The 26,244-nt window shown below is 71.3% G+C and carries 22 protein-coding genes and 1 pseudogene; 21 read left to right on the top strand and 2 right to left on the bottom strand.

All coding sequences use genetic code 11. The annotated features are described in order from the left end of the window. Positions 1 to 62 precede the first annotated feature (62 nt). Genes O1W71_RS13160 through O1W71_RS13085 form a run of 16 tightly spaced genes read left to right on the top strand, consistent with a single transcriptional unit; the run spans position 63 to position 19,153 of the window. The gene (locus tag O1W71_RS13160) at positions 63 to 1,760 is read left to right on the top strand and encodes an ABC transporter substrate-binding protein (RefSeq protein WP_269268297.1); all 1,698 of its coding nucleotides are present in this window, start codon (positions 63 to 65) and stop codon (positions 1,758 to 1,760) included. Between the two features lies 1 nt (position 1,761). Next, positions 1,762 to 2,736 carry an ABC transporter permease gene (locus O1W71_RS13155; protein WP_269268296.1) on the top strand — a complete coding sequence of 325 codons (975 nt, stop codon included), beginning with the start codon at positions 1,762 to 1,764 and terminating at the stop codon, positions 2,734 to 2,736. After that, entirely contained in the window at positions 2,733 to 3,731 is a 999-nt protein-coding gene (locus O1W71_RS13150; RefSeq protein ID WP_112617624.1) for an ABC transporter permease, read from the top strand. The genes O1W71_RS13155 and O1W71_RS13150 overlap by 4 nt, the downstream gene beginning before the upstream one ends. A 17-nt stretch (positions 3,732 to 3,748) precedes the next feature. Beyond that, positions 3,749 to 4,612, top strand: a complete 864-nt coding sequence (locus tag O1W71_RS13145) for an ABC transporter ATP-binding protein (RefSeq protein WP_269268295.1) — start codon at positions 3,749 to 3,751, stop codon at positions 4,610 to 4,612. Next, positions 4,609 to 5,499: an ATP-binding cassette domain-containing protein gene (locus O1W71_RS13140; RefSeq protein WP_269268294.1), complete on the top strand. Its 891-nt coding sequence runs from the start codon at positions 4,609 to 4,611 to the stop codon at positions 5,497 to 5,499. Before O1W71_RS13145 ends, O1W71_RS13140 begins: the two co-directional genes overlap by 4 nt. Next, positions 5,496 to 6,785 carry an alpha/beta fold hydrolase gene (locus O1W71_RS13135; protein WP_269268293.1) on the top strand — a complete coding sequence of 430 codons (1,290 nt, stop codon included), beginning with the start codon at positions 5,496 to 5,498 and terminating at the stop codon, positions 6,783 to 6,785. The genes O1W71_RS13140 and O1W71_RS13135 overlap by 4 nt, the downstream gene beginning before the upstream one ends. Next, positions 6,782 to 8,224, top strand: coding sequence for an aminopeptidase P family protein (locus O1W71_RS13130; RefSeq protein ID WP_269268292.1), 1,443 nt, complete (start codon positions 6,782 to 6,784; stop codon positions 8,222 to 8,224). The genes O1W71_RS13135 and O1W71_RS13130 overlap by 4 nt, the downstream gene beginning before the upstream one ends. Further along, positions 8,191 to 10,974, top strand: coding sequence for a beta-L-arabinofuranosidase domain-containing protein (locus tag O1W71_RS13125; RefSeq protein WP_269268290.1), 2,784 nt, complete (start codon positions 8,191 to 8,193; stop codon positions 10,972 to 10,974). The genes O1W71_RS13130 and O1W71_RS13125 overlap by 34 nt, the downstream gene beginning before the upstream one ends. Continuing rightward, positions 10,971 to 11,873: a dihydrodipicolinate synthase family protein gene (locus tag O1W71_RS13120; protein ID WP_269268289.1), complete on the top strand. Its 903-nt coding sequence runs from the start codon at positions 10,971 to 10,973 to the stop codon at positions 11,871 to 11,873. Before O1W71_RS13125 ends, O1W71_RS13120 begins: the two co-directional genes overlap by 4 nt. A gap of 53 nt (positions 11,874 to 11,926) precedes the next feature. Beyond that, the gene (locus O1W71_RS13115; protein WP_269268288.1) at positions 11,927 to 12,928 is read left to right on the top strand and encodes a proline racemase family protein; all 1,002 of its coding nucleotides are present in this window, start codon (positions 11,927 to 11,929) and stop codon (positions 12,926 to 12,928) included. Beyond that, positions 12,925 to 13,902, top strand: coding sequence for an ornithine cyclodeaminase family protein (locus O1W71_RS13110; protein ID WP_269268287.1), 978 nt, complete (start codon positions 12,925 to 12,927; stop codon positions 13,900 to 13,902). The genes O1W71_RS13115 and O1W71_RS13110 overlap by 4 nt, the downstream gene beginning before the upstream one ends. Beyond that, positions 13,899 to 14,609, top strand: coding sequence for a GntR family transcriptional regulator (locus O1W71_RS13105; protein WP_269268285.1), 711 nt, complete (start codon positions 13,899 to 13,901; stop codon positions 14,607 to 14,609). The genes O1W71_RS13110 and O1W71_RS13105 overlap by 4 nt, the downstream gene beginning before the upstream one ends. Beyond that, positions 14,606 to 15,772, top strand: coding sequence for an NAD(P)/FAD-dependent oxidoreductase (locus O1W71_RS13100; protein ID WP_269268283.1), 1,167 nt, complete (start codon positions 14,606 to 14,608; stop codon positions 15,770 to 15,772). Before O1W71_RS13105 ends, O1W71_RS13100 begins: the two co-directional genes overlap by 4 nt. After that, on the top strand, positions 15,769 to 16,077 hold the full coding sequence (locus O1W71_RS13095; RefSeq protein WP_269268282.1) for a (2Fe-2S)-binding protein: 309 nt from the start codon (positions 15,769 to 15,771) through the stop codon (positions 16,075 to 16,077). The genes O1W71_RS13100 and O1W71_RS13095 overlap by 4 nt, the downstream gene beginning before the upstream one ends. Next, entirely contained in the window at positions 16,074 to 17,663 is a 1,590-nt protein-coding gene (locus O1W71_RS13090) for an FAD-dependent oxidoreductase (RefSeq protein WP_269268281.1), read from the top strand. Before O1W71_RS13095 ends, O1W71_RS13090 begins: the two co-directional genes overlap by 4 nt. Next, positions 17,660 to 19,153 carry an aldehyde dehydrogenase (NADP(+)) gene (locus O1W71_RS13085; RefSeq protein ID WP_269268280.1) on the top strand — a complete coding sequence of 498 codons (1,494 nt, stop codon included), beginning with the start codon at positions 17,660 to 17,662 and terminating at the stop codon, positions 19,151 to 19,153. Before O1W71_RS13090 ends, O1W71_RS13085 begins: the two co-directional genes overlap by 4 nt. 96 nt (positions 19,154 to 19,249) lie before the next feature. On the opposite strand, the gene O1W71_RS13080 is transcribed toward O1W71_RS13085, so the two are convergent. Further along, entirely contained in the window at positions 19,250 to 20,119 is an 870-nt protein-coding gene (locus O1W71_RS13080; RefSeq protein ID WP_269268278.1) for a MurR/RpiR family transcriptional regulator, read from the bottom strand. A gap of 126 nt (positions 20,120 to 20,245) precedes the next feature. Here O1W71_RS13080 and murQ point away from each other — a divergent pair, with 126 nt between their 5' ends. The 3 genes from murQ (at position 20,246) to O1W71_RS13065 (ending at position 23,814) form a co-directional block, all read left to right on the top strand. Beyond that, positions 20,246 to 21,151: an N-acetylmuramic acid 6-phosphate etherase gene (gene murQ / locus O1W71_RS13075; protein ID WP_269268277.1), complete on the top strand. Its 906-nt coding sequence runs from the start codon at positions 20,246 to 20,248 to the stop codon at positions 21,149 to 21,151. A gap of 68 nt (positions 21,152 to 21,219) precedes the next feature. Next, the gene (locus O1W71_RS13070; protein WP_114588747.1) at positions 21,220 to 22,755 is read left to right on the top strand and encodes a PTS transporter subunit EIIC; all 1,536 of its coding nucleotides are present in this window, start codon (positions 21,220 to 21,222) and stop codon (positions 22,753 to 22,755) included. A gap of 15 nt (positions 22,756 to 22,770) precedes the next feature. Then, positions 22,771 to 23,814 carry a MupG family TIM beta-alpha barrel fold protein gene (locus O1W71_RS13065; RefSeq protein WP_269268274.1) on the top strand — a complete coding sequence of 348 codons (1,044 nt, stop codon included), beginning with the start codon at positions 22,771 to 22,773 and terminating at the stop codon, positions 23,812 to 23,814. Between the two features lie 208 nt (positions 23,815 to 24,022). On the opposite strand, the pseudogene O1W71_RS13055 reads toward O1W71_RS13065, so the two are convergent. Further along, positions 24,023 to 24,496 (bottom strand): annotated as a pseudogene (locus O1W71_RS13055) (carbohydrate ABC transporter permease); the annotation flags it as partial. 158 nt (positions 24,497 to 24,654) lie between these two features. Between O1W71_RS13055 and O1W71_RS13050 the strand changes: the two are divergent. Together O1W71_RS13050 and O1W71_RS13045 are read left to right on the top strand one after the other, a co-directional pair. Beyond that, on the top strand, positions 24,655 to 25,653 hold the full coding sequence (locus O1W71_RS13050) for a LacI family DNA-binding transcriptional regulator (protein WP_269268273.1): 999 nt from the start codon (positions 24,655 to 24,657) through the stop codon (positions 25,651 to 25,653). Positions 25,654 to 25,753: 100 nt separating this feature from the next. Then, on the top strand, positions 25,754 to 26,155 hold the full coding sequence (locus O1W71_RS13045) for a VOC family protein (protein WP_269268272.1): 402 nt from the start codon (positions 25,754 to 25,756) through the stop codon (positions 26,153 to 26,155). Positions 26,156 to 26,244 lie beyond the last annotated feature (89 nt).

The following is a 26,244-nucleotide window of genomic DNA, read 5'->3' as shown; positions in this document are numbered from 1 at the left end:
CCGTGATGTTGTTTTATGGACAGCACTCGACGCAATGGAGCAGAGAAAGGGAAGGTCCACCGATGACCACCACCAGGAGATTCGCCGGCATCCTCGCCGCGGGAACGGCCATGGCACTCGCCCTCACGGCGTGCGGCGCCGGCGGCGGCGGTTCGCCGCAGCAGACCGGCACCGACGGCACGCCGCAGGCCGGCGGAACCGTTCACATGCTCCAGAACGCCGACTTCTCGTACCTCGACCCGGCCCGCGGCTGGGACGGCGGCGTCAACGCGTTCTACCGTCTGCTCTACCGCGGCCTCACGATGCAGGCCGCCGGCGACTCGGATGACCCGAACGCCATCGTGCCCGACCTCGCGACGGGGCTCGGCGAGGTCTCCGACGACGGGCTCACCTGGACCTACACGCTGAAAGACGACCTCTTCTTCGACAACGGCGACCCGATCACCTCCGCCGAGATGGAGTTCGGCATCTCTCGCGCGTGGGACCCGCAGATCGGCATCGGCTCGCCCTACCTGAAGTCCGTCATCGACGCGCCCGCGGACTACCAGGGCCCGTACGTCTCGGGCGACCTCCCGACGATCGAGACCCCGGATGAGAAGACGATCGTCTTCCACCTCAAGGCCCCGTTCCCCGAGTTCGACAACGTGCTCGCCCAGCCCAATGCCGTGCCCTTCCCGATCGGTTCCGGCGGCGGCGACGAGTTCATCAACGACGTCATCGCCTCGGGCCCCTACACGCTCGACGCTTACACCCCCGGCAGCACCATCAAGCTGGTGCGCAACGAGCACTGGGAGCCCGAGACCGACGACGTCCGCAAGGCGTACCCCGACCAGTGGCAGTTCGACATCGGCATCGACGGCGCGACGATCGACGAGCGCATGATCGCCGGTCAGGGCGCCGACCAGAACGCGATCGCGGGCAAGATCGCGGGCGCCACGCTGCCCCGCATCCAGACGCCGCAGCTGCAGGAGCGTGCCATCACCGCCCCCGCGTACTGCACGACCTACATGTCGCTCAACACGTCGAAGCCGCCGTTCGACGACGTCCGCGTGCGCCAGGCCGTGAACTGGGCGCTCGACCGTGCCAGCATCCAGAACGCCTCGGGCGGGAATCAGCTGGCGGATGTCGCGACGACGATCATTCCGCCCGCCGTCAGCGGTCACCTGGACTACGACCTGTACCCCTCCGACGACAACACCGGCGACGTCGACGAGGCCATGGCGCTGTTGGAGGAAGCCGGGCTCGGCGACGGGTTCGAGTTCACGCTCGACATCCGCTCGAACCCCGTCGCGCAGGCGCAGGCCGAGGCGGTGCAGCAGGGCCTCGAGCGCATCGGGGCTAACGTGAAGCTCAACGTCATCGACACCTCGATCTACTACGAGACGATCGCGACGCCGTCGCAGCAGAACAACGCTGCGATCACCGGGTGGTGCCCGGACTGGGCCTCGAGCGCCAGCACCTTCATCCCGCCGCTGTTCGACGGCGCGGGCATCACCGAGAAGGGCAACCAGAACCTCGCCCAGCTCAACGATGCGGCCGTCAACGACCGGATCGCCGAGATCCGGGCGATGACCGACGTCGATGCGGCCAACGAGGCGTGGGGCGAGCTCGACAAGCAGATCATGGAGCTCGCGCCGATCGCCCCGATGGTGTTCGAGAACGGCATCTTCCTGCCGGGGTCGAACATCGCCGGCTACATCCCCAACACCAACATGACCGACCTCACGATCGTCGGTCTGAAGGACCCCTCGAAGGGCTGACATGACCTTCAGTTCGGCCCCCCTCGAGGTCGAGGCCACGCCGGGCGGTGATTCCACTCTCGATGAGTCGGTGGAATCCCGTCCGGCGTCCGGCCGGAAACTCCTCCGAGGCTTCCTCACCGATCTGCCCGCGATGCTGTCGCTGGCCTACATCGTGCTCGTGCTGCTCATGGCGGTGTTCGCTCCCCTCATCGTGCAGATCAGCGGCTGGTCGCCCTACCAGTTCGATCAGAGCGCGATCGATCCCAACATGGGCGCGATCCCGATCGGGCCGCTCGGCGGCATCAGCGCCGAGCACTGGTTCGGCGTCGAGCCCGGCAACGGCCGCGACATCTTCGCCCGCATCGTCTACGGCGCCCAGGTCTCGATGACGGTCGCCCTCTCGGCGACGCTGCTGACGACGGTGCTCGGAGTCGTGCTCGGGATGCTGGCGGGTTACCTCGGCGGCTGGGTCGACACGGTCATCTCGCGGGTCATGGAGTTCCTCATGGCCTTCCCGGCGCTCATCTTCATGATCGCGATCCTCTCGGCGCTCCCCGCCGACAACCGCGTGCTGCTGCTCGTCGTCGTGATCTCGCTGTTCGGCTGGCCCTACCTCGCCCGCATCGTGCGCTCGCAGACGCTCTCGCTCAAGGAGCGCGAGTTCGTCGAGTCGGCTCGTGCGTCGGGTGCGTCGAGCGTGCAGATCATCTTCCGCGAGATCCTGCCGAACCTCTCGTCGACGATCATCGTCATGGCGACCCTCGCGGTGCCGGGCTACGTCGGCACCGAGGCGGGGCTCTCGTTCCTCGGCGTGGGCGTCGTGCCGCCGACCCCCAGCTGGGGCCAGATGATCGCTTCGGCGGCGCCCTGGTACGCCGTCGATCCCATGTACTTCCTCATCCCGGGCGCCTTCCTCTTCCTCCTGGTGCTCTCGTTCACGACCCTGGGCGACCGCATCCGCGCGCTCGTCGGCAGCGCGGAGGTGCGCGCGTGACCCGCTTCGTCCTCTCGCGCGCGACCGGCATGGTCGTGGTGCTGTTCCTCGTGACGCTGTTCACGTTCGTGATCTTCTTCGTGCTCTCGCCCGACCCGGCGGTGCAGATCTGCGGCAAGAACTGCACGCCCGAGCGCATTGACCAGATCCGGGCGAACCTCGGGCTCGACCAGCCCTTCCTCACGCAGTTCTTCACGTACGTCTCGGGCCTGTTCGTCGGCCGCGAGTACGAGATCGCGGGCGCGACGGTCGCGTGCGGCGCCCCGTGCCTCGGGTACTCGTTCCAGACCGGGCAGCTCGTGGGCGACATGATCGTGCAGCGCCTTCCGATCTCGGCGACGATCGCGATCGGGGCGGCGGTGCTCTGGCTCGTCGGCGGCGTCGTCGGGGGCGTCCTCAGCGCCGTGCGCGAGGGGAAGTTCACCGATCGGTTCATCGCCGGGCTGACGCTCGGGTCGATGTCGATCCCGAACTACGTGCTCGCTCTCGCGCTGCAGTTCGTCCTCGTCGTCTCGCTCGCCTGGCTGCCGTTTCCGCAGGCCGTTCCCTTCGCTGACGATCCGGTGCAGTGGTTCCTGAACTTCCTCATGCCGTGGATCGTGCTCGCGGTCGGATATGCCGCCGTCTACACGCGGCTCACGCGAGCGAACGTGATCGACACCCTGCAGGAGAACTTCGTGCGCACGGCGCACGCGAAGGGGCTGCGGCCGAGCCTGGTGTGGCGCCGCCACGCGCTGCGCCCGGCGCTGACCCCCATCGTGACGATCTTCGGGATGGACGTCGCGGGCCTTCTCGGCGGTGCGGTGATCACCGAGACCGTGTTCGGCATCAACGGCGTGGGAAAGCTCACCGCCGACTCGATCTCGTCGAACGACCAGCCGGTCATCATGGCGGTGACGCTGCTCTCGGCGTTCTTCGTCATCGTCGGCAACCTCGTCGTCGACCTGCTCTACGCGGCGATCGATCCTCGCGTGCGAACGGCGGCGAAGGCATGAGCGACGAAAGGATGCCGATGACGGATGACCTCCTGCGCGTCGATGACCTGACGGTGCAGTTCCGCACCGCAGGCGGCACCGCCCGCGTCGTCGACGGCCTGAGCTTCGCGATTCCGCGCGGCGGGGCCGTCGGCATCGTCGGCGAGTCGGGCTCGGGCAAGTCGATGACGAGCCTCGCGATCATGGGGCTGCTCCCGAAGGGAGGCAACGCCACGGGCTCGGTCACCTTCGACGGACGCGATCTGCTCACCCTTCCCGGCCGGGAGATGCGTCAGGTCCGCGGTGACCGGATCGCGATGATCTTCCAGGACCCCCTGTCGTCGCTGAACCCCTATTACACCGTCGGCACGCAGATCGCCGAGGCGTACCGCTCTCACCGGTCGGGCGTCTCGCGTCGCGAGGCCCGGCGGGTCGCGATCGAGGCGATGGAGCGGGTGCACATCCGGGATGCCGCGAAGCGTGTCGACCACTACCCGCACCAGTTCTCGGGCGGGATGCGGCAGCGCATCATGATCGCGATGGCTCTCAGCATGGAGCCCGAGCTGATCATCGCCGACGAGCCGACCACGGCCCTCGACGTGACGGTGCAGGCGCAGATCCTCGACCTGCTCGCGGAGATCCGTCGCGACACGGGCGCCGGTCTCATCCTCATCACCCACGACCTCGCGGTCGTCAGCGAGGTGACGGAGCAGATCGTCGTCATGCGAGCCGGTCGCATGGTCGAGAGGGGCAGCGTCGAAGAGGTCTTCAGCGACCCGCAGGAGGAGTACACGCGGCGACTGCTCGACGCCGTGCCGCGCATCGACGACGCGATCGGCGAGCTGCGTACGACCGACATCGCGATCGTGCCGGACAGCGAGATCGAGGAGGAGACGGCATGACCGACCAGACCGCGCCGCTGTGCCGCGCGACGGGCCTCGTGAAGGAGTTCGCGAGCCCTGGCGCAACGATGTTCTCGCGCAGCAGTCGCTTCCGCGCTGTGGACAACGTCGATCTCGACATCCGGCGGGGCGAGACCCTCGCGCTCGTCGGCGAGTCGGGCTCGGGCAAGTCGACCGCCGCGCGACTGATCGCCCGTCTCATGGACACCACGGCGGGGACGATCGAGTTCGAGGGACGGGATGTCACGCACCTGCAGGGGCGCGATCTCCTGGCGTTCCGCAGCGACGTGCAGGTGATCTTCCAGGACCCGTATTCGTCGCTCAACCCCAAGCACACCGTCGAGCGACTCGTGACGGCGCCGCTGCGGTATCAGAACCGGAAGATCCCGGGTGGGGCCCGCGCCTTCACGCGGTCGCTCATGGACCGGGTGGGGCTCAATCCCGACCATTCCGACCGCTATCCGGCGCAGTTCTCGGGAGGTCAGGCGCAGCGCATCGGAATCGCCCGTGCGCTCGCGGTCGGCCCGAAGATGGTGATCTGCGATGAGGCCGTGTCGGCGCTCGACGTCTCGGTGCAGGCGCAGGTCATCAACCTGCTGACCGCATTGCAGCGCGACGAGGGCTTCGCGTACCTCTTCATCGCGCACGACCTCGCCGTCGTGCGCCAGATCGCTACGCGCATCGCCGTGATGAGCCGCGGTTCCATCGTGGAGACGGGGGAGCGCGACCGCGTCTTCGAGAGCCCTCAGCACGAGTACACCCGTACGCTGCTCGCGGCGGTGCCCCGCATCAATCCCGAGTGGGACCGCCGCCGGCGCGCCGCCGAGAAGGCCCGCCGGGCCCGCGCGGCATCCGCGGCATCCGATACCCAGACGGAGGCGTCATGACGAACGAGTACCACCTGCCCGGCATCCGCGTCGCGGAGCGTCGCGTCGACGTCCCGCTCGACTGGAGCGGCGGCACAGCAGCGGCCGGCACGATCGAGCTGCTCGTCCGCGAGCTCGTCGATCCCGATCGCGCGCGCGACGACCTCCCGCTGCTCGCGTTCTTGCAGGGCGGCCCCGGCGGGGCGAACCCGCGGCCGCTGCGCCGAGACGGATGGATCGACGAGGCGCTGCGGGACTATCGCGTGGTGCTCGTCGACCAGCGCGGCACCGGGGGCAGCACGCCCCTCGAAGCCGTCGACGTGGCGGGGCTCGACGCCGCGGCCGGCGCTGACCTCCTCGCCCTCCACCGGGCCGACTCGATCGTCCGCGACCTCGAGCATGTGCGCGAGACGCTCTACGGCGGTCGGCGATGGGCCACCCTCGGACAGAGCTACGGCGGCTTCCTGACCCTCACCTACCTGTCGCTCGCGCCCCAGGCGCTGACGGCCTGTTACGTCTGCGGCGGCATCCCCGGCACCCCGCCGCGCGCGGCCGAGGTCTACGCCCGCACTTTCGACCGCGTCGCGGCGAAGACGGCTGAGCTGTACCGGCGATTCCCCGAGGACACCGAGGCGATCGCACGCATCGCCGACCGGCTCGCCGAGGGCGACGTGAGGCTCCCGGACGGCGATGTGCTGACCGTGCGCCGCTTCCAGTCGCTCGGGATCGACCTCGGGATGAAGCCCGGCCACGAGCGCCTGCACTGGCTCGTCGAGAAGGCGTTCGCCCGGCCGGGGCGGCTGTCGGAGGCGTTCCTCGCCGACGTGCAGTCGCTCAGCTCCAGCGCGGGCAACCCGCTGTTCTGGACCCTGCAGGAATCGATCTACGGCGACCCGGCCAGCGGCCCGACCGCGTGGGCGGCGCAGGCCGAGCGCGACCGTCGTCCCGAGTTCGACGAGGACCGGCGGCCGCTGCTGTTCACGGGCGAGATGGCCTTCCCCTGGATGTTCGACGAGGTGCGGCTGCTGCGCGGATTCCGGGATGCTGTCCACGCGCTGGCCGGCCGTGCCTCCTGGACGCCGCTGTACGACCTCGACCGGCTCGCCGCGAACGACGTGCCGCTCGCGGCGGCGGTGTACTTCGACGACATGTACGTCGATGCCGGGCTGCAGCTCGACACGCTGTCGCGCATCGGCAACGCCCAGTCGTGGGTGACGAATGAGTTCGAGCACGACGGCATCGGCTCCGGTCGCACGTTCACGCGACTGCGCGAGCTGGTCCGAGACCGCGGAGGAGAGAAGCGATGACCGCTGCCGACACCACCCGTCCCCCCTACGCCGGCACACGATACCCGCGCCTCGCGCAGGTACCGGCGTTCACCGAGTTCGTCTCGCGCGACTGGGCCGACGTGCCGACCAGACCGCACCTGCCCGCGGGCGCCGCGGCCGCGGCATCCGCTCATCGCGATCGCCTCAGCGCCGTCCTTCCCGGGCACGTGATCGTCGCCGCGGCGGGGCACGCGCCTGTCCGCAACGACGACGCGCACTACGGCTTCCGCGCCGACAGCGGCTTCGTCTGGCTGACGGCGTGCCAGGTCGAGGGCGCCGTGGTCGTGCTGTGGCCCGCCGCCGGCGGACACGACGCCGTTCTGTACCTGCCGCCGCCGTTCCGCCCCGGCGATGCCGGGTTCTTCTCGGATGCGAACCACGGCGAGCTCTGGGTCGGCCCGTCGGCCGGTCTGCCGGAGTGGGCCGACGCGCTGGGGATGACCGTCGAGCCTCTCGCTGCGCTGGAGCGCCGCCACTCCGAGCTGCGGGGCGCCTCGGCCGCGCGTTCGGCCGCCGCGCTCGCCGCCGAGGTCGGCGCGGAGGTGTCGGCCGAGCTCGAACGTGCGCTCGCCCGCCTGCGCATGGTGAAGGACGAGTGGGAGATCGGGCAGCTCCGCGCGGCCGTCGACGCCACGGTCGCCGGGTTCGGTGCGGTCGTGGCCGAGGTGCCGCGAGCCATCGCCGACGGCCTCGGCGAGCGGTGGCTGCAGGGGACGTTCGACCGGCACGCCCGCACGTTCGGGAACGGGCCCGGCTACTCCACGATCGTCGGGTCGGGAGCGCACGCGCCGATCCTGCACTGGGTGCGATGCGACGGCGACGTCGTGCCGGATGCCGCGCTGCTGCTCGACATGGGCGTCGAGGCCCGGTCGCTCTACACCGCCGACGTGACCCGCACGGTTCCCGCGAGCGGTACGTTCTCGGAGACCCAGCGTGCGGTGCACGACCTCGTCGAGAAGGCGCACCGCGCGGGACTCGACCGCATCCGCCCGGGCGTGGCGTATCTCGATTTCCACTTCGCCGCGATGGAGGTCGTCGCGCAGGGCCTGCACGATTGGGGGCTGCTGCCGGTCTCGGTCGACGAGGCCCTGTCGCCCGAGGGCCAGCAGCACCGGCGATACCTCGCCTGCGGGATCGGCCATCACCTCGGTCTCGACGTGCACGACTGCAGTCAGGCGCACTACGAGGACTACATGGGCGCGGCGCTCGAGCCGGGCGTCGTCATGACCGTCGAGCCGGGCCTGTACTTCCACGCGCATGACCTCACGCTGCCGCCCGAGCTGCGCGGCATCGGCGTGCGCCTCGAAGACGACGTGCTCGTGACCGACTCGGGCTCGGAGGTGCTGTCGGCGGCGCTCCCGATCTCCGCCGCCGAGGTCGAGGCGTGGACGCGCGCGCAGTGGGCGGGCGAGCGATGACGGATGCCGCACCCCGCGCGCTGCCGTTCCCCTACGGGGCGGTGCGATTGAAGCCGACGAGCGCGTTCGCGCCGGCCCGTGACCGCATGCTGCACCTCGCCCGGGTCTACCCGATCGACCGGCTCCTCGCGGTGTTCCGGGCGGGTGCCGGGCTCGACACCCGCGGCGCGGAGCCTCCGGGCGCGTGGGAGGGCTTCGGCCATCCGGCGGAGGAGCCGTGGGGCGAGGACGACTATCCCGGTCGTGAGGCCGCGCAGACGGCGAACCTGCTGCGCGGCCATTACGCGGGCCATTTCCTCTCGATGCTCGCGCTGGCCGCCGCGGGCGAGGACGACGACGAGCTGCGTTCGCGGGTCGACGAGCTCGTGGGCGGTCTCGCCGAGGTGCAGCAGGCGCTCGCCGCCACCGGGCGATATTCGCACCCGGGGCTGCTCTTCGCCTCGGGGGAGTGGCAGTTCGCGCGGCTGGAGCACTTCGCCCCCTACGGCGAGATCTGGGCGCCGTACTACACGTGTCACAAGCTCATGGCGGGGCTGCTCGACGCGTACGAGCTCGCGGGCAACAAGCAGGCGCTCGAGGTCGTCACGGGCATGGCGCACTGGATCTCGGGGCGACTCGAGAAGCTCGATCACGACCACCGCCAGCGCATGTGGTCGCTCTACATCGCGGGCGAGTTCGGCGGCATGAACGAGACGCTCGCGCGGCTCAGCGCCATCGTCGACGAGCCGCGCTTCCTCGCGGCGGCGCGAGCGTTCGATCAGGGAGACCTGCTCGAGGCGGGGTCGTCGGGCCACGACATCCTCGACGGCATGCATGCCAACCAGCACCTGCCTCAGCTCGTCGGCTACGTGCGCGAGTACGAACTGACCGGCGAACGCCGATATCTCGCCGCCGCGATCGGCGTCTTCGACCAGGTCGTGCCGGGGCGGATGTACGCGCACGGCGGCACCGGGGAGAACGAGCTCTGGGGCCCGCCGCGCACGGTCGCCGGCGACATCGGCCGGCGCAACGCGGAGACGTGCGCGACCTACAACCTCGTCAAGCTCGCCGAGGCGCTGTTCACTCATACGCTCGCGCCGCGCTTCCTCGACTACGCCGAGCGGGCGCGGCAGAACCACATCCTCGGCTCGCGGCGCGCGGTCGACTCCGACGACAGCCCCGAGGTGACGTACATGTTCCCGGTGCACGCCGGGGCGCTGCCCGAGTACGACAACGTCGGCACGTGCTGCGGCGGAACCGGGCTCGAGAACCACGTGGGTCACCAGGCCGGGATCTTCTTCCGCGACACCGGCGCGGAGCCTGCGCTGTGGGTCGCCCGTTACACGCCCGCCGAGCTTCGCTGGGACGAGCGCGGCGTGAGCGTCGAGGTCGACCAGGAGCATCCCTTCGCTGATCGCGTCACCCTCCGGGTGCAGACGACGGCCGGCCGTCCGGTGCGGCTCGCGGTGCATCTTCGTGTCCCGGACTGGGTGGCCGGCGGGGCCGAGGTCGCCGTCGACGGACATCGGGTCGACGTCGATGGCGCGCCGGGCGGCTTCGTCACCATCGACCGGACCTGGCGGGGCGATGAGCGCATCGAGCTGACCCTGCCCGCCGTGCTTCGGTCCGAGCCGGCGATCGACGACCCGGGGCTGCGCAGCCTGAGGTACGGGCTGCATGCGCTCGTCGCCCGCGACGAGTCGACGACCCCGATCGAGCGAGCGTGGGATGCGCGTCGGATGCCGGGAGGCGCGACCCGAGCCGACCTCGACGATGTCTCCGCGGCGCTCGCCGCGACCGGCGCGGTATCGATCGCCGGGCTTCGCCACGAACCGGTCTGGAACGGCTCCGACGAGCGGTACCACCTGTACTCGCGAGCCGACGACCGCACGATCGGATTCGCCGGCGTCGAGACGGGGGTCCCTGCTCGGCGGCGCGCCGACGGGACCACACTGATCGACGCCCTGTGGGCCGAGCCCGCGCCGCAGGACGACGCCGAGCTGCTCGACCGCCTCGTCGCGGTGTGCCGCATCGGGATGGCGCACTCGCTCGTGAGTGCTTCCGAGGCGCGGGCCGTCATCGGCGCGGGGCTCGACGCCGGCCTCGGGATCGGCGGCGCGTCGGCCGCGACCGCGGATGCCGCGCGCCGCGCCCGGGACTTCGTCGGGGCGCTCACCACGACGGCGGATGCCGTCATGCCGCCGACCGTCGACATCGTGGTCTCACCCGCGCCGGCCGCCTCGGGTTGGTACACCGCCCCGCCGACCGTCCGGGTCGGCGCCACCGGCGCGACCGGCGACCCGCTGCGCCTCGAGCTGCGCATCGACGACGGCGCCTGGCGCGTGGCAGACGGCCCCGTCGTCATCGATCGCGAGGGCGTGGTCCGCATCGAGGCGCGCGCCGTCGATGCCGAGGGGCGCTCGAGTGTCGTGCGGCGTGAACTCGCGGTCGACACCGAGCCGCCGCGGAGCGAGGCCCGGGTGAAGCCGCTCGGCGCCGCGGTCGAGATCACTCTCGTCGCGAGCGACGACGTCTCGGGGGTCGACGCCATCCGATGGGAGGGCGAGGGTACCTTCTGGGCGACGTTCCAGGAGGCCTTCGTGCGTGCCCTGACCGATCGCGAGCAGGTGATCGAGTTCGCTGCGACCGACCGCGCCGGCAATGAGGAGACCCGTCGTCGAATCACCCTTCCCCCGGCCTCAAAAATCGATACCATTGCAATTGCACTGACACCGGCGCCTGACATCGCCAGATCGGAGAACGAATCATGACCGACCGCAAGCCCTGGCACGGCGTCAACCTCGCGACCACGCTGCCGTTCCACGACGACCTGTCCGTCGATTACGACGCCTACGCCGAGCTCGTGCGCTTCACGACGCAGAACGGCGTGACCGGCATCATCCCGAACGGCTCGCTCGGCGAGTATCAGACGCTCACCGAGGAGGAGCGCAAGCGCGTCTTCCTCACCGCCGTCGAGGCCGCGCCCGACGCCGCCGTCATCCCGGGCGTCGGAGCCTACGGCGCTCTCGAGAGCGTGCGCTTCGCCGAGCACGCCGCCGAGAACGGCGCGCCGGCCGTCATGCTGCTGCCGCCCAACGCCTACCGGGCGAGCGACGACGAGGTCGTCGACCACTATCGCCGGGTCGCCGCGGTCGGCCTGCCGATCCTCGCGTACAACAACCCGATCGACACGAAGGTCGATCTGCGTCCCGACCTGCTCGCGCGGCTGTTCGCCGAGGGGCTCATCGTCTCGGTCAAGGAGTTCTCGGGCGACGTCCGTCACGCCTACGAGATCCGCGAGCTCGCGCCCGGCCTCGACATCTCGATCGGGTCGGATGACGTCGTGTTCGAGCTCGGCCTCAACGGCGCCGTGGGCTGGGTCGCCGGTTACCCCAACGCGATCCCCGCGTCGACGGTCGAGCTCTACACGCTCTCGACCTCCGACGACCCGCAGGACTGGGTGCGGGCGCGCGAGATCTACCGCGACCTGCATCCGCTGCTGCGCTGGGACTCGAAGACCTGGTTCGTCCAGGCGATCAAGCTCTCGCAGCAGGTCGCCGGCGTGCTGACCAACACGACGACGCGTCCGCCGCGGCTGGCGCTGCCCGACGAGGTGGCCGCGCGTATCATCGCCGACACCGAGGCCGTGCTGAGCAAGGGCTACCGCTGACCCGCGGCATCCGCCCCCGCTGAACCCGCCGCCGACGATCGAAAGGCTCCTTCATGCGCACGAAGCGCGTCTTCCACGCCGTCGACTCCCACACCGAGGGGATGCCGACACGGGTGATCGTCGGCGGCGTCGGCACCCTGCCCGGCGCCACGATGGAGGAGCGGCGGCAGCGGTTCATGGCCGAGAACGACGGGCTGCGACGCCTGCTCATGAACGAGCCGCGGGGCCACAGCGCGATGAGCGGTGCGATCCTGCAGCCGCCCACCCGCCCGGATGCCGACTTCGGCGTGCTCTACATCGAGGTGTCGGGATGCCTGCCGATGTGCGGCCACGGCACGATCGGGGTCGCCACCGTGCTGGTGGAGACCGGCATGGTGCCCGTCGTCGAGCCGATCACGACGATCCGGCTCGACACCCCCGCGGGGCTCGTCGTCGCCGAGGTCGCGGTGTCGGACGGCCATGCCGATCGCGTGACGATCCGCAACGTGCCCTCGTTCTCCGTCGGGCTCGGTCGCGCGGTCGAGGTTCCGGGTTTCGGGCCGGTGACCTACGACCTGGCGTTCGGCGGCAACTTCTACGCGATCGTGCGCCTCGACGACCTCGGGCTGCCGTTCGACCGGTCGCGCAAGGACGACCTGCTGCGCGCGGGGCTGGCGATCATGGCGGCGGTCGACGAGGCCGACAATCCCGTGCATCCGGTCGACGGCACCATCCGCGGCTGCCATCACGTCTATCTCGAAGCGCCCGGGTCGACCGCGCGGCACTCGCGGCACGCGATGGCCATCCACCCGGGCTGGTTCGACCGGTCGCCCTGCGGCACCGGAACCAGCGCGCGCATGGCGCAGCTGCACGCCCGCGGCGAGCTTCCGCTGCACACCGACTTCGTCAACGAGTCGTACATCGGCACCGCCTTCACGGGTCGACTCGTCGAGCAGACCGAGGTCGCCGGCATCCCGGCGGTGATCCCGACGATCACGGGCCGCGCGTGGGTCTCCGGCACGGCGCAGTACATGCTCGACCCGAGCGATCCGTTCCCCGAGGGGTTCGTCCTGTGAGCGCGGGATCGGTCGGCGTGCCCGTCGTCTCGGCGGCCGACATCGAGCGCGCGATGACGCCGGCCGCGGCGGTCGAGGCGATCGACGCCGCGCTGCGATCCGGGCTCGACGTCGAGACTGACCACGAGCGCGTCTTCGCGCCGCTGTCGGCGGGCGACTTCCTGCTGATGCCGTCGGAGTCACCGGATGCCGTCGGCATCAAGGTGGCGACGATCGCGCCCGGCAACACCCGGCTCGGGCTGCCGAAGATCAGTGCCTGGTACCTGGTGTTCGATCGCGAGACCCTGCAGCCCACGGCGATCGTCGACGGCACGCGGCTGACGACGCTGCGGACGCCCGCGGTCACCGCCGTCGCCGTCCGCGACCTGCTCGTCGCGGACCCGCGCGGTGCCCGGCGGCGGATCGACCGTCTCGCGGTGCTGGGCTCGGGCCCCCAGGCGATCGAGCATGCGACGACGCTCGCGGCGATCCTGCCGGTCGGCGACGTGACGATCATCGGGCGGACGCCCGAGCGGGTCGAGGACGCCGTCGCGACGCTTCGCGAACGCGGCATCGACGCGCGAATCGGGGCCCTCGCCGATGCGCGGGACGCGGATGTCGTCGTCACCGCGACCTCCTCGAGCACGCCGGTCATCGATCTGGGCGACATCGCGCCAAGCGCCGTCGTCGCCGCCGTCGGGGCGCACGGGCTCGATCACCGTGAGCTCGGAGCCGACCTCGTCCGGGCGGCCGACGTCGTCGTCGAGGCTCGCGCCTCGGCCCGGCGCGAGAGCGGCAACCTCGCGGGCGCGGCCGGCGGCGCGCCGCTCACCGAGCCCGCCAACCTCGTCGAGCTGGTCTCGGGCCGCGTCTCACGCCGCCCCGGTGCGCCCGCCGTCTACACGGGCGTCGGCATGGCCTGGGAAGACCTCGCCGTCGTGCGGGGGATCATGGAGGTCATGCGGCGGGGGTCCGCACCGGAGGAGACGACATGAGCACGCCCGAGTTCCGAAACGTGGTGCGACTGGACAAGCAGCCCAGCATCCGGTCGACCGTCACGCGTGCGCTCCGCGCGGCTGTCATCAGCGGCGAGCTGCAGCCCGGACGGGTGTACTCGGCGCCGAGCCTCGGCGAGCAGTTCGGGGTCTCGGCCACGCCCATCCGCGAGGCGATGCTCGACCTCGCCCGCGAGGGTCTCGTCGTCACCATCCCCAACCGCGGCTTCCAGATCACCGAGGTGTCCGAGCGCGACCTCCGCGAGGTGACCGAACTGCGGCTGATGCTCGAGCCGCCCGCCATGGAGCGCGCGACCCCGCTCATCCCGGCCTCGGCGCTGCCGGACCTCCGGCGCAAGGCCGCCGACATCGTCGCGGGCGCCCAGTCGGGCGACCTGGTGGAATACCTCGCCGCCGACAGCGACTTCCACCTCGCGCTGCTGCAGTACGCCGGCAACGCTCGGCTCGTCGACCTCGTCGCGGGGCTCCGCTCGCAGACGCGCCTGTTCGGCCTGGCGGGCCTGCACGAGCAGGGACGGCTCGTCGCTTCGGCCCACGAGCACGACCTCATGCTCGACGCGATCGAGGCGGGCGATGCCGCGGGCGCACGCGACCTCGTCCACCGCCACATCGAGCACGTGCTGACCGACTGGTCGGGCGAAGCCCCCGCACGCTCGGATGTCGTGGACGGCGGTGTCGGCACGTGACGGAACGCCCCGGGAATCCCGACGTCCTCATCATCGGTGCGGGCATCGTCGGCGCCGCGGTCGCCCGTGCGGCTGCGGGGGCCGGGTTCTCGGTGACCGTCGTCGAGCGAGGAACGATCGCGGCCGGCACGACGAGCCGGTGCGAGGGCAACCTTCTCGTCTCGGACAAGGAGGTCGGACCCGAGCTCGAACTCGCTCTCCACTCGCAGCGCATCTGGCGCGGTGAACTCGCCGAACACGCGTCGCGGTGGGAGTTCGAGGCCAAAGGCGGACTCGTCGTCGCGGCGAGCGAGGGCGGCAAGACGGCCCTCGACGCGCTCGCCGAGCATCAGCGCTCGCTCGGCATCCGAGCCGACGACGTGCCCGACATTGCGGCGCTCCACGACATCGAGCCCTACCTGAACCCCGCGATGGCGGGTGGCGTCTACTACCCCGACGACGCCCAAGTGCAGCCCGTCCTCGCCGCGCACCATCTGCTGCGGCTCGCCCGCGACCGCGGAGCCCGATTGCTGACCGGCGTCACGGTCACCGGCATCCGCACCCGCGCCGGACGTGCGATCGGCATCGATTCCTCCGCGGGCGCGATGGACGCGGGCGTCGTCGTCAACTGCGCCGGGCCGTGGGCGGGCGAGATCGCCGCGCTCGCCGGGCTCGAGCTGCCCGTCCTGCCGCGGCGCGGCTTCGTGCTGGTGACCGAGCCCGTGCCGGTGACGGTGCGGCACAAGGTGTACGCGGCGGAGTACGTGCAGAACGTCGCGTCGTCGGATGCCGGGCTGCAAGTCTCGTCGGTCGTCGAAGGCACGCCGAGCGGCACCATCCTCATGGGCGCGAGCCGCGAACGCGTCGGCTTCGACACGTCGTTCTCGGCCGAAGCCGTCGGACGCGTCGCGCGCGCGGGCGCCGAGCTGTTCCCGGTGCTCGCCGACGTGCAGATCCTTCGCACGTACTCGGGTTTCCGGCCGTACTGCCCCGACCACCTGCCTGTCATCGGGCCGGATGCCCGGCTTCCGGGACTCTGGCACGCCGCCGGACACGAGGGCGCGGGCATCGGACTCTCCGTCGGCACGGCCGCCCTCATCGTGCAGGCGCTCCGCGGCGAGCCGACCGACCTGCCGCTCGACGCCTTCCGGCCCGAGCGCTTCGCAGAGCGGGTCGCGGCATGAGCGCGGAGATCACGAGCGACGAGACCTTCCGCTTCGACGGGACGCCGGTGCCGTTCCGCCCCGGCCAGACCGTGGGCGGCGCGCTCGCGGCATCCGGCGTCGTCTCGTGGCGGGCCACCCGGGGGAGCGGCGAGCCCCGCGGGCTCTTCTGCGGCATCGGCGTCTGTTACGACTGCCTGCTGAGCGTCGATGGACAGCGCTCGCAGCGCGCCTGCGTCACGCCCGCACGGGCCGGGCAGGACGTCCGCAGCGACGATCCGGACGCGCCCCTGCCGCTGCCCGCGCCGGAGGGGGCTGAGCCGTGAGCGTCGAGAACTGCGCCGACCTCGCCGTCGTCGGGGCCGGACCGGCGGGCCTGTCGGCGGCCGTCACTGCGGCCGAGGCCGGGCTGCGGGTCGTCCTCGTCGACGCGGGCACGCAGACGGGCGGCCAGTACTGGCGGCATCCCGACGAACGGCACCTCGCTGCTTTCGCCGATCCCGAGCACACGGGGCACCACCACTGGGAGCACTATCGCGGACTACGCGATCGGCTGCGGCGTCAGATCGAGGCCGGAGGCGTCGTCCACCGCGCCGGGCGGCAGGTGTGGCGGATCGACCGCGAGGCGGCCGAGGGGTTCCTGCTGCGGACGACCGCCGTGACCGGGATGGATGCCGCGGCGGCGGTCGATCGCGCGATCCGCGCCGAGCGCGTGGTGCTCGCGCCCGGAGCCTACGACCGTCAGCTGCCCGTGCCGGGCTGGACGCTCCCGGGCGTCATGGCCGCCGGCGGCGTGCAGGCGATGCTGAAGGCGAACCAGGTCGCGGCCGGCCGTCGCGCCGTCGTCGCGGGAACTGGGCCGTTCCTCCTGTCGGTGGCGGCGGGACTCGCGCGAGCGGGCGTCGAGGTCGTGGCCGTCTGCGAGGCGAACGCGCTGTCGCGCTGGGCCACGACGCCGCTGCGGGCGCTGCAGGAGCCGGGCAAGCTCATCGAGGGGGTCGGCTATGCGACGACCTTCGTCCGCGAACGCATCCCGCTGCGCACACGCACGATCGTGACGTCCGTCGCGGGGGAGGGGCGAGTGACCGGCGCGACGGTCGCCCGGGTGGATGCCGCCGGGCGCGTGCGTCCGGGGACAGAGCGCGCCCTCGACGTCGATCTCGTCGCCTTCGGCTGGGGCTTCACCCCGCAGATCGAGCTCGTGGTCGGTGCCGGGGCGGAGACCCGGATCGCCGTCGACGGGTCGCTCGTCGCGGTCGTCGACGGCGACCAGCGCACGAGTGTTCCCGGTCTTTACGCAGCCGGCGAGGCGACCGGCATCGGCGGCGCCGTGCAGTCGTGCGCCGAGGGTGAGCTGGCAGCCCTCGCGGCGGCCGTCGACGCGGGTCTCGCGGTGCCGATGGCATCGGCCCGGCGTCTGCGGCGGCGGATCGCGCGCGGTCGGAGCTTCGCGGTCGGGATGCATCGGGCGAGCCCCGTGCCCGAGCAGTGGGCGACCTGGCTCCGCGACGACACCCTCGTCTGCCGGTGCGAGGAGGTGCCGGTCTCGGCCGTCCGCGACACGGTGACCGACCTCGCAGCCGACGACGCGCGGGATGTGCGCGTGACCGCGCGCCCCGGAATGGGGATGTGCCAGGGGCGGGTGTGCGGCTTCGCGCTCTCGTGTCTCGTCGGCCAGGAGACCGGGCGTCCTCGGCGGCCGGCCGATGTCGAGCCCCTCGTGCGCCGGCCGATCGGTACGCCCCTCCGCGTCGCAGATCTCGCCGACCTGGCCGAGCCCGCGGCGCAGGCCGAGCCCCCGGGTTCCGCCGACCTCGCGGGCTTCGCCGGTCCCGCCGGGTTCACCGCCGCCGCCGATCCCGCCGATCTCCCCGACTCCGCAGACCTCTCTCCCCGGAAGGAACGCTCATGACCACCGCAGCATCCCCCGCCACGGCGACGCCCGTCGCCGACACCCCGATCGCCGAGGTCGACGCGTTCGTCGGGCTCGCCGCCGAGGCGTCATCGGCCTGGCGAGCGGCGTCGATCGCCGTCCGGGGCGAGGCGCTGCGCGCGGTGGCCGACGGTCTCGACGCGCGTGCCGACGACCTCGTGCTCCTCGCCGGCCGTGAGACGCATCTCGCCGAGGCGCGGCTGCGCGGCGAGCTGAAGCGCACGACGTTCCAGCTGCGCCTGTTCGCCGAGGTGCTCGCCGAGGGCTCCTGGCTCGATGCGCGCATCGACCACGCGGTCGCCGACTATCCGATGGGGGCACCGCGCCCCGACATCCGGCGTCAGCTCGAGGGCATCGGCACGGTGCTGGTGTTCGCGGCGAGCAACTTCCCCTTCGCGTTCTCCGTCGCCGGCGGCGACACCGCCAGCGCGCTCGCGGCGGGGAACGCCGTCGTGCTCAAGGCTCACCCGGGCCACCCGCACCTGTCGCAGCTGACCGGCGAGATCGTCACGGCGGCCCTCTCGGCGGCGGGCGCGCCCGCGGGTATCTTCACGGTCATCCACGGGACGGATGCCGGGGTGCACGCGCTGCGGCATCCCGAGGTCCGTGCCGCCGCCTTCACCGGGTCGATCGCCGGCGGCCGCGCGCTGTTCGACATCGCGATGTCGCGGCCCGAGCCGATCCCGTTCTACGGCGAGCTCGGCAGCGTGAACCCCGCGTTCGTCACGCGCGGTGCCGCCGAGTCGCGGCCGGCGGAGATCGCCGAGCAGTTCGTCGCCTCGGTCGTCGGCAGCGCGGGGCAGCTGTGTACGAAGCCCGGCCTGCTGCTCGTGCCCGCGGGGTCGGGAGTCGTCGACGCGCTCGCCTCGATCGTGCTGCCGGGGCCTGCGCCGCTGCTCAACGATTCGATCGCGTCGGGCTTCCGCCGCGCGCTGGACGCCGCCGCCGGTCATGACGGGGTCGACGTGCTTGCCGGAACGTCCTCGTCGGGCGACGACGCGCCGCCCGCCCCCGCGCTGCTGCGGACGACCGCCGCCGCGGTGATCGCCGACCCCGACGCCCTCGTGTCGGAGATGTTCGGCCCGGCGGCGCTCGTCGCCGAGTACGACGACGAGGCCCAGCTCGTGGCCGTCGCGAAGCTGCTCGAAGGTCAGCTGACCGCGACGATCGTCGCGGAGGAGGGCGACGCGGTGGCGGCCGAGTTGCTGCCGGTGCTCGCGACGAAGGCCGGCCGCGTGCTGTGGAACCAGTGGCCGACCGGTGTCTCCGTGACCTGGGCGCAGCAGCACGGCGGCCCGTACCCCGCCACGACAGCGGTCGGGACGACGTCGGTCGGAACCGCCGCGATCACCCGCTTCCTGCGGCCGGTCGCGTACCAGAACGTGCCCGACGCGCTGCTGCCCGCCGCCTTGCAGGAGGCCAACCCGCTCGGCATCCCCCGCCGCGTCGACGGCATCCTGCAGCCCTGAACCGCCCCTGCTCTTTCACGTCGAGTCGCCAGGGAATGCGGATGCTGGCATCCTCGCATCCGCACTCTTTGGCGACTCGACGGGGATGGGCCCGGGTCACCGGGTCAGATGCTGGGTGCCGACCGCGGCGCGGGTGGCGCTGAGGGCGGCGTCGAGGTCGGGGTAGCGCAGCTGGGCGACCCGGATGAAGACGAAGTCCGCGACGGCGAGCTGCGCCATCCGGCTCGCGAGCGCTGCAGCGCGCAGGGTCGCCTCGCGGGCGGGGGTGCGCAGGGTGGCGGATGCCGCAGCGGCGAGGGGCGACTCGGTGTCGTTCGTGATCGCGACCGTGAAAGCTCCGGCGTTCGAGGCGATCTCGACGGCGCGAAGCACGTCGATCGTGCCGCCGCTGAACGAGAACGCGATCGCGGTGGTGCTTTCGTCGGCGAGCGCGGCGTGCACGAGCTGAACGTGCGTGTCGTGGGAGCTCAGGCACATGATGCCGATGCGCTGCAGCTTCTGCGCGAGGTCGGCCGCGGCGAGACCCGACGCACCGACGCCGAAGGTGACGACCCGCTCGCTGTCGGCGATCGCCCGGGCGATGCGCTCGAGGGCGTCGAGGTCGAGCATCCGGCCGGTCTGCTCGATCGTCCGAGCCTCGTGGAACGCGACTTTCGCGACCATCTCGGCGGGGGAGTCGGAGGGGTTGAGCTCGCCCTCGGCGATGTTCGAGCGCTCGAGCTCCATCGCTCGCCGTGAGACCTCCTGGGCGAGCTCGACGCGGAACGAGGGGTACCCCGCGAAGCCGAGGCTCTTCGCGAAGCGGACGACCGACGCCTGCGAGACCGACGCGCGCTCGGCGAGTGTCGTGACGGTCGCGGTCACGGCGAAAGCGGGGTCGTCGAGCACCGCACGAGCCACCTGCACCTCGGCCGGGCGCAGACGGGGGATGATCGCGCGGGTCGCTTCGAGGACGTCGCCGTCCATGTGCCTCCTCGGGAAGTCGGTTCAGTCTTCCACAGATCTTGACAAAAGTTGCCGCCAAGAGCACTCTGTGTGAAACAAAGTGCCACGCGCCCATCGGCGTGCGCCGCAGCCCGACGAGGAGCATCCGTGACCACCCCGCACCCGACCCCCGCCACCGAGACGCGCAACCCGCTGACGGGCGAGCTCGACGCGATGTCCGTCGATGACATCCTTCGCGTCATGAACGACGAGGATGCCGGGGTGGCCGGGGCCGTCGCGGCCGCGATCCCCGCGATCGCCCGAGCCGTCGATCTCGCCGTCACCGCGCTCTCGTCCGGCGGGCGTCTCGTCTACCAGGGGGCGGGCACGAGCGGCCGTCTCGGAGTCCTCGATGCGGCGGAGTGTCCGCCGACGTTCGGCACCGACCCCGCCCAGGTCGTCGGCCTGCTCGCCGGCGGTAACGAGGCGATGTTCCGCGCGATCGAAGGTGCGGAGGACTCCCGCGAGCTCGGCGCCGACGACCTGACCGGCATCGGACTCACCGAGCGCGACGTCGTCGTCGGCATCGCGGCATCCGGTCGCACGCCCTACGTCATCGGCGGACTCGACGAAGCCCGTCGAGTCGGCGCCGCGACGGTGGCGATCTCGTGCAGCCCGAACGCCGAGATCAGCGCCCACGCCGACGTCGCGGTCGAGGTCGACAACGGTCCCGAGGTGCTCACTGGCTCGACCCGGCTCAAGGCGGGCACGAGTCAGAAGCTCGTCCTCAACATGATCTCGACGGCGACGATGGTGCGTCTCGGCAAGGTCTACGGCAACCTCATGGTCGACGTGCGCCCGAGCAACGAGAAGCTCGTCGCCCGCGCCGTCCGCATCGTCCAGGCCGCGACCGATTGCGATACCGCCACCGCCCGCCGCTCGCTCGACGAGGCCGATGGTCACGCCAAGACGGCGATCGTCGCGATCCTCTGCGACGTCGACGCGGCGACCGCCCGTGAGCGGCTCAGCGCGGGCGCGGGCTTCGTCCGTGAAGCCGTGCGCGACCGCGCCTGACGCGCCGACCGCCCGCACCCCGAACCCAGCACCCGACACCCGACACCCGTCCGCCGGAAGGAATCACCGTGGATTACCCCGAACTCAGCGAGGAGATCCTGCCGCTCGTCGGCGGCTCGCAGAACATCGCCTCGTACACGAACTGCATGACGCGCCTGCGGCTTAATCTTCATGACCCGTCGAAGGCGGATGTCGCGGCGCTCCGGCGCCTCGACGGCGTCATGGGCGTCGTCGACGGCCCGCAGCTGCAGGTCGTCGTCGGTCCCGGTCACGCGCAGCGCCTGCGCGACGCCTTCGCCGAGGTCGTCGACGCTCCCGCCGAGGCTCCTGTCGACGATCCCGCGGACGAGGTCGCCGACATCGCGGCGGCCGCGGCGGGGAGCCGGGCCGCGGGCGCGCGAGCAGCCGGCGGCGGCGAGCCCGTCGATGCGGCGACCGACCTGCGCACGCTGCAGCAGCAGAACACGCAGAAGGTGAAGTCGCGGCACACCTCGCGGGTGCACGGGCTGTTCCGCCACATCGCGAACATCTTCGTGCCGATCATCCCCGGGTTCATCGCCTGCGGACTCGTCGTGGCGATCGGCAACATCTGGAAGCTCATCGACCCGAGCGTCACCGCCAACCCGTGGTTCCTGGTGTTCGCGGCCCTCGGCACGATCGTCGTCACCTCGCTCAACCTCATCGTGGGGCTCAACACGGCGAAGGAGTTCGGCGGCACCCCCGTGCTCGGCCTCATCGCCGGCGCCATCTCATACCTCCCCGCGCTCGCCGGCATCGCCGCGACGACGGCCGCCGACGGCACGGTCACTCCGGCTCAGCCGCTCGTGCTCCCGCTGTTCGGCGAACTCAAGCCCGCGCTCGGCGGCATCATCGGCGTCATGGTCACGGCGTGGCTGTTCACGGTCATCGAGAAGTGGATCCGCAAGCGCGTTCCCGCCTGGGCCGACCTCTTCGTCGTGCCGGTCGTGACGCTTCTCATCGGCGCCGTCATCTGCATCTTCGTGATCATGCCGATCTCGGGTCTGCTCATGCAGGGCATCAACTGGCTGCTCATCGACTTCGCCCTCGAGCGGGGCGGCGTCATCGGCGGATACCTGCTGTCGTCGCTGTTCCTCCCGCTCGTCATGCTCGGCATCCACCAGGGCCTGACGCCGATCCACGCGCAGCTCATCACCGACCACGGCTTCACGGAGTTGCTGCCGGTTCTGGCGATGGCGGGGGCGGGCGAGGTCGGCATGGCGATCGCGATCTTCCTGAAGACCAAGAGCACCCGGCTCAAGAACATCATCCGTGCGGCGCTGCCCATCGGCGTGCTCGGTGTCGGGGAACCGCTCATCTACGGCGTCTCGCTGCCCCTCTTCTACCCCCTCATCACGGCCTGCCTCGGCGGTGGCTTCGGCGGCGCGTTCGTGGCCTTCGGCATTCAGGCCAGCGGCGGGTTCGGCGCCGGTGCCCTCGGGCTCTCGGGCGTGCTCATGACCGCCGTCATCACCAACGGCGCGTGGCTCTGGTACGTCGGCGGCCTCGTGATCTCGTACATCATGGGCTTCGTGCTGACCTGGTTCTTCGGGTTCAAGGAGCACATGGTCGAGCGGCTCGGCTGAGACAGGAGCGTCCCGATGCTGTTCTCGATCTACCCCACGGATGCCGCCGAGACGCGGCGGACCGTCATCGATCAGGTGCTCGGCACGTCCGGCGATGAGCGGATGCTGTTCACCTCGCTGCACATGGTCGACACCGGCGAGCTCGCCGCGTTCGGCGAGGTGCTGCGCGCGGCGCACGACGATGACGGCGTGACCTTCTGCGCCGACGTCTCGCCCGTCGCGCTCGAGCACGTCGTGGCCGGCGACGAGGGATGGGGCTGGCTCGCGCGCCGCGGCATCACGATGCTGCGACTCGACTACGGCTTCGACGCCGATGAGATCGGCCGGATCGCCGAGACGTCGGGATGCCGCATCGCCGTCAACGCCAGCACGGTCGACGTGGCGTTCCTCGACGAGCTGGCGGGGCTGCCCGTCGCCGGGTGGCACAACTTCTACCCGCGGCCCGAGACCGGACTGACGGCGCCGTTCCTCGTGGCGCAGTCGCGGCTGTTCCTCGACCGGGGGATGCCGGTGCTCGCGTTCATCCCCGGCGAGCGCGAGCTGCGTGCGCCGCTGCACCTCGGCCTGCCGACCCTCGAGGAGCAGCGGCACCGCAACGCCTGGCGCTCGTACCTCCAGCTGCGGCGGCTCGTTCCCGAGGCGGTCGTCGTCTGCGCCGAGGGCGCTGTGGCCGATGACCACGCCGCCTGGATCGCGGAGTTCGAGGCGACCGGCACGGTCACGCTGCCGGTCGTGGGACTGGATGCCGCGGCATCCGTGCTGCTGGAGCGGCCCTGGCGGCTGCGGGTCGAGGAGGCGGCGGCATCCTTCCGGCTGGACGAGACGCGCGGCGGCATCCGCCCCTCCCGCATCCGCAACGCCGATGCGCGTGAGCGCGGCAGCCTGCAGGTCGACCTCGACGCCTACGGGCGGTATCGGGGCGAGGTGCACCTCATGCGGGCCGATCGCCCGCTCGATGCGGGCCAGGCGCGCATCGGCGAGGTCGCCGCGCCGTACCGCGGCATCGTCGACGACCTCCGCCCCGGGCAGACCGTCCGCCTGATCCCGCTGCCTGCCTGACCCCTGCCTCGACCCGTCGACTCGCCACAGACTGCGGGTCTGGGGTCGCCCGCATCCGCACATCCTGGCTACTCGACGACATCGTCAATTCACTCCTGGTCGTCGCGGGCTCGATCATCGGCAACCTGTTCAGCTGCTCGCTCGCCGCGTACGCCTTCGCACGACTCCGGTTCCGATTTCAGCGGACCGCCTTCGTCTACATGCTGGCGACGCTGAGCAGGGAGTTGAAGAGTCCGTCTGCGCCGAAGATCAGCCGCCAGAGCATGGCGATCGCGACAGACGTGCCCAGCAGGCTCGGGAGGCAGAACGCGGAGCGGTAGAACGGCAGCGCCCGCATCCCCTTGTCGAGCACCACCGCGAGCAGGAGCGCGACCGCCAGTTGCAGCGGCACGCCCACGATGACGTAGGTGAAGGTGACGGCGAGGGAGGTATGCAGCCGCGTGTCGGTCAGCATCCGCTCGTAGTTGGCCAGCCCGACCCAGCCGGGATCTTGAAGCAGGTTGTAGTCGGTGAACGACAGATAGAGCGACATGATGATGGGCCCGAGTGTCAGTGCCACGGCGCCGATCGCGAACGGCGCGAGAAACACCACCGCCGCTCTGTTGTCGGGCAGCCGGATCCGCCGCCCCGCTCTCGGGCCGGCTTCGCGGGCGGTTCGGGTCACGCGTCGCAGTTCGTCGATGCTCATCGGCCACGCATCCTCTCTGATGGCGGTGTGCAGGACCGCCGCCGCGCGGGCCGCGCGCTATTCGTCCTGCCATACGAACTAATACGTAGTAGTTGTCGGTAGTAGGATGATGCCGACGAACGTCGATAGAGTCCATGCCAAGAAAGGCAGTCATGGGGAAACGGCCCACGAGCCGCGACGTCGCCGCCCGCGCGGGGGTCTCGCAATCGACGGTCTCGCAGGTGTTCACGGGGCGCGCGGGTATCTCCGCGGCCACCCGGGAACGGGTCTTGGAGGCCGCGCGCGAGATCGATTACCGGCCGAACCTGGCCGCCCGCTCGATGCGCACGACGCGGACGGGCCGTCTCGCCGCAGTGCTGCCGATCACCGCGTTCCACTCGGCTCCGCTGATCGCCGGCACGATGGAACGGGCCCGTGCCGCCGGGTACGAGGTCGAGGTCCAGAGCATTCCCAACGCGCCGGACCAGCGTCGACCGCGACTGCTCGAGATGATCGATTCTCGTCAGTTCGAGGGCATCCTCTGTTACGCACCTGTCCCCGGTGACGACCTCGCGCGCGTCGACCCGAACGTGCCGGTGCTGACGCTCGAGGAGTTCGACGACGACATGCGCGTCTCGGGCGAGATGCTCGACGTCCATCCGCTCGAGAGCATGGTGGAGCGGCTCGCTGAGCTCGGGCACCGGCGGTTCCTGCACATCACCGGTGCGCGCAGCTACCCATCGGCGGATGCACGCCGTCGTGCCTATGAAGCGACGGTCGCCCGCTTGGGCGTGCAGTCCGTCGGCGTCGTCGAGGGCGATTGGAGCGCGCAGTCGGGCCTCGACGCCATTCGTTCGCTCGATGGTGACTCACTGCCGCTCGCCGTCATCGCGGCGAACGACTTCATCGCGACGGGCGTCGTCCGGGGCGCGCTCGAGCGAGGCTGGACCGTGCCGGGGGATGTCAGCGTGACCGGGTGGGACGATTCGCCGACGAGTGCGTTCCAGGTGCCGTCGCTCACGAGCGTGTCGATGGACTACGTCGAGCTCGGCCGCCGCACCGCCGACCGGCTCATCGCCCTCATGCGGGGCGAGCAGACGCCGTCTCCCACCGAGCCGCTGCAGCACGTGGTCTGGCGGGAGTCGACCGCCGCTCCCGCCTCCGCCTCCTGACGTCGAGTCGCCACGATCTGCGGGTCCCGGGCCCCGGCATCCGCGTTTCCTGGCGAGTCGACGGTGGTGCGGAAGGGGGCGAGGGGCGTAGCGTTCGGGCATGCCCGCACCGGTGCCCTACCTCCACTTCGCAGGCGATGCCGACGGCGCGCTCCGCTTCTACCGGTCGGTGTTCGGCGGCGAGCTCCACCTGCACACCTTTGCCGACTTCGGCCGCGAGGACGGGCCGCCCCACCTCGTCGCGCACGGCGAGCTGCGCGGCCCCGTCGACCTCTTCGGCGCCGACGACCCGGGGGATGCCGCCGGGCCGTCGACGAGCGGGATCATGCTGGCCCTCCTCGGGGCCGGCGACGCGGAGACCTCGCAACGCTGGTTCGACGCCCTCGCCGCCGGGGGAACGGTCGTCGACCCCCTGCAACGCCGGGCGTGGGGAGACGTCGACGGCCAGGTCACCGACCGCTACGGACTCACCTGGCTGATCGGCTTCTCTCCCGCATCCTGACCGCCCGCCCCCCGCCCGCCCCCCCCCGCCCCCGTCGAGTCGCCAGAAAGCGCGGATGCGGCACCCCCGCCTCCGCCTTTCTCGGCGAG

The organism is Microbacterium sp. H37-C3 (genome assembly GCF_027157935.1).
In the GTDB taxonomy this organism is placed as follows: Bacteria; Actinomycetota; Actinomycetes; order Actinomycetales; family Microbacteriaceae; genus Microbacterium; species Microbacterium plantarum.
The sequence above is the reverse complement of the archived record's forward strand: the minus strand, read 5'-3'. Positions and strand labels throughout refer to the sequence as shown.

What these genes read in the sequence shown, in the direction of transcription:
- O1W71_RS13160 (WP_269268297.1), top strand. Translation starts at nt 63, where the DNA reads ATGACCACCACCAGGAGATTCGCCGGCATCCTCGCCGCGGGAACGGCC.
- O1W71_RS13155 (WP_269268296.1), top strand. Translation starts at nt 1,762, where the DNA reads ATGACCTTCAGTTCGGCCCCCCTCGAGGTCGAGGCCACGCCGGGCGGT.
- O1W71_RS13145 (WP_269268295.1), top strand. Translation starts at nt 3,749, where the DNA reads ATGACGGATGACCTCCTGCGCGTCGATGACCTGACGGTGCAGTTCCGC.
- O1W71_RS13140 (WP_269268294.1), top strand. Translation starts at nt 4,609, where the DNA reads ATGACCGACCAGACCGCGCCGCTGTGCCGCGCGACGGGCCTCGTGAAG.
- O1W71_RS13135 (WP_269268293.1), top strand. Translation starts at nt 5,496, where the DNA reads ATGACGAACGAGTACCACCTGCCCGGCATCCGCGTCGCGGAGCGTCGC.
- O1W71_RS13130 (WP_269268292.1), top strand. Translation starts at nt 6,782, where the DNA reads ATGACCGCTGCCGACACCACCCGTCCCCCCTACGCCGGCACACGATAC.
- O1W71_RS13120 (WP_269268289.1), top strand. Translation starts at nt 10,971, where the DNA reads ATGACCGACCGCAAGCCCTGGCACGGCGTCAACCTCGCGACCACGCTG.
- O1W71_RS13115 (WP_269268288.1), top strand. Translation starts at nt 11,927, where the DNA reads ATGCGCACGAAGCGCGTCTTCCACGCCGTCGACTCCCACACCGAGGGG.
- O1W71_RS13105 (WP_269268285.1), top strand. Translation starts at nt 13,899, where the DNA reads ATGAGCACGCCCGAGTTCCGAAACGTGGTGCGACTGGACAAGCAGCCC.
- O1W71_RS13095 (WP_269268282.1), top strand. Translation starts at nt 15,769, where the DNA reads ATGAGCGCGGAGATCACGAGCGACGAGACCTTCCGCTTCGACGGGACG.
- O1W71_RS13085 (WP_269268280.1), top strand. Translation starts at nt 17,660, where the DNA reads ATGACCACCGCAGCATCCCCCGCCACGGCGACGCCCGTCGCCGACACC.
- O1W71_RS13080 (WP_269268278.1), bottom strand. Translation starts at nt 20,119, where the DNA reads ATGGACGGCGACGTCCTCGAAGCGACCCGCGCGATCATCCCCCGTCTG.
- O1W71_RS13065 (WP_269268274.1), top strand. Translation starts at nt 22,771, where the DNA reads ATGCTGTTCTCGATCTACCCCACGGATGCCGCCGAGACGCGGCGGACC.
- O1W71_RS13050 (WP_269268273.1), top strand. Translation starts at nt 24,655, where the DNA reads ATGGGGAAACGGCCCACGAGCCGCGACGTCGCCGCCCGCGCGGGGGTC.
- O1W71_RS13045 (WP_269268272.1), top strand. Translation starts at nt 25,754, where the DNA reads ATGCCCGCACCGGTGCCCTACCTCCACTTCGCAGGCGATGCCGACGGC.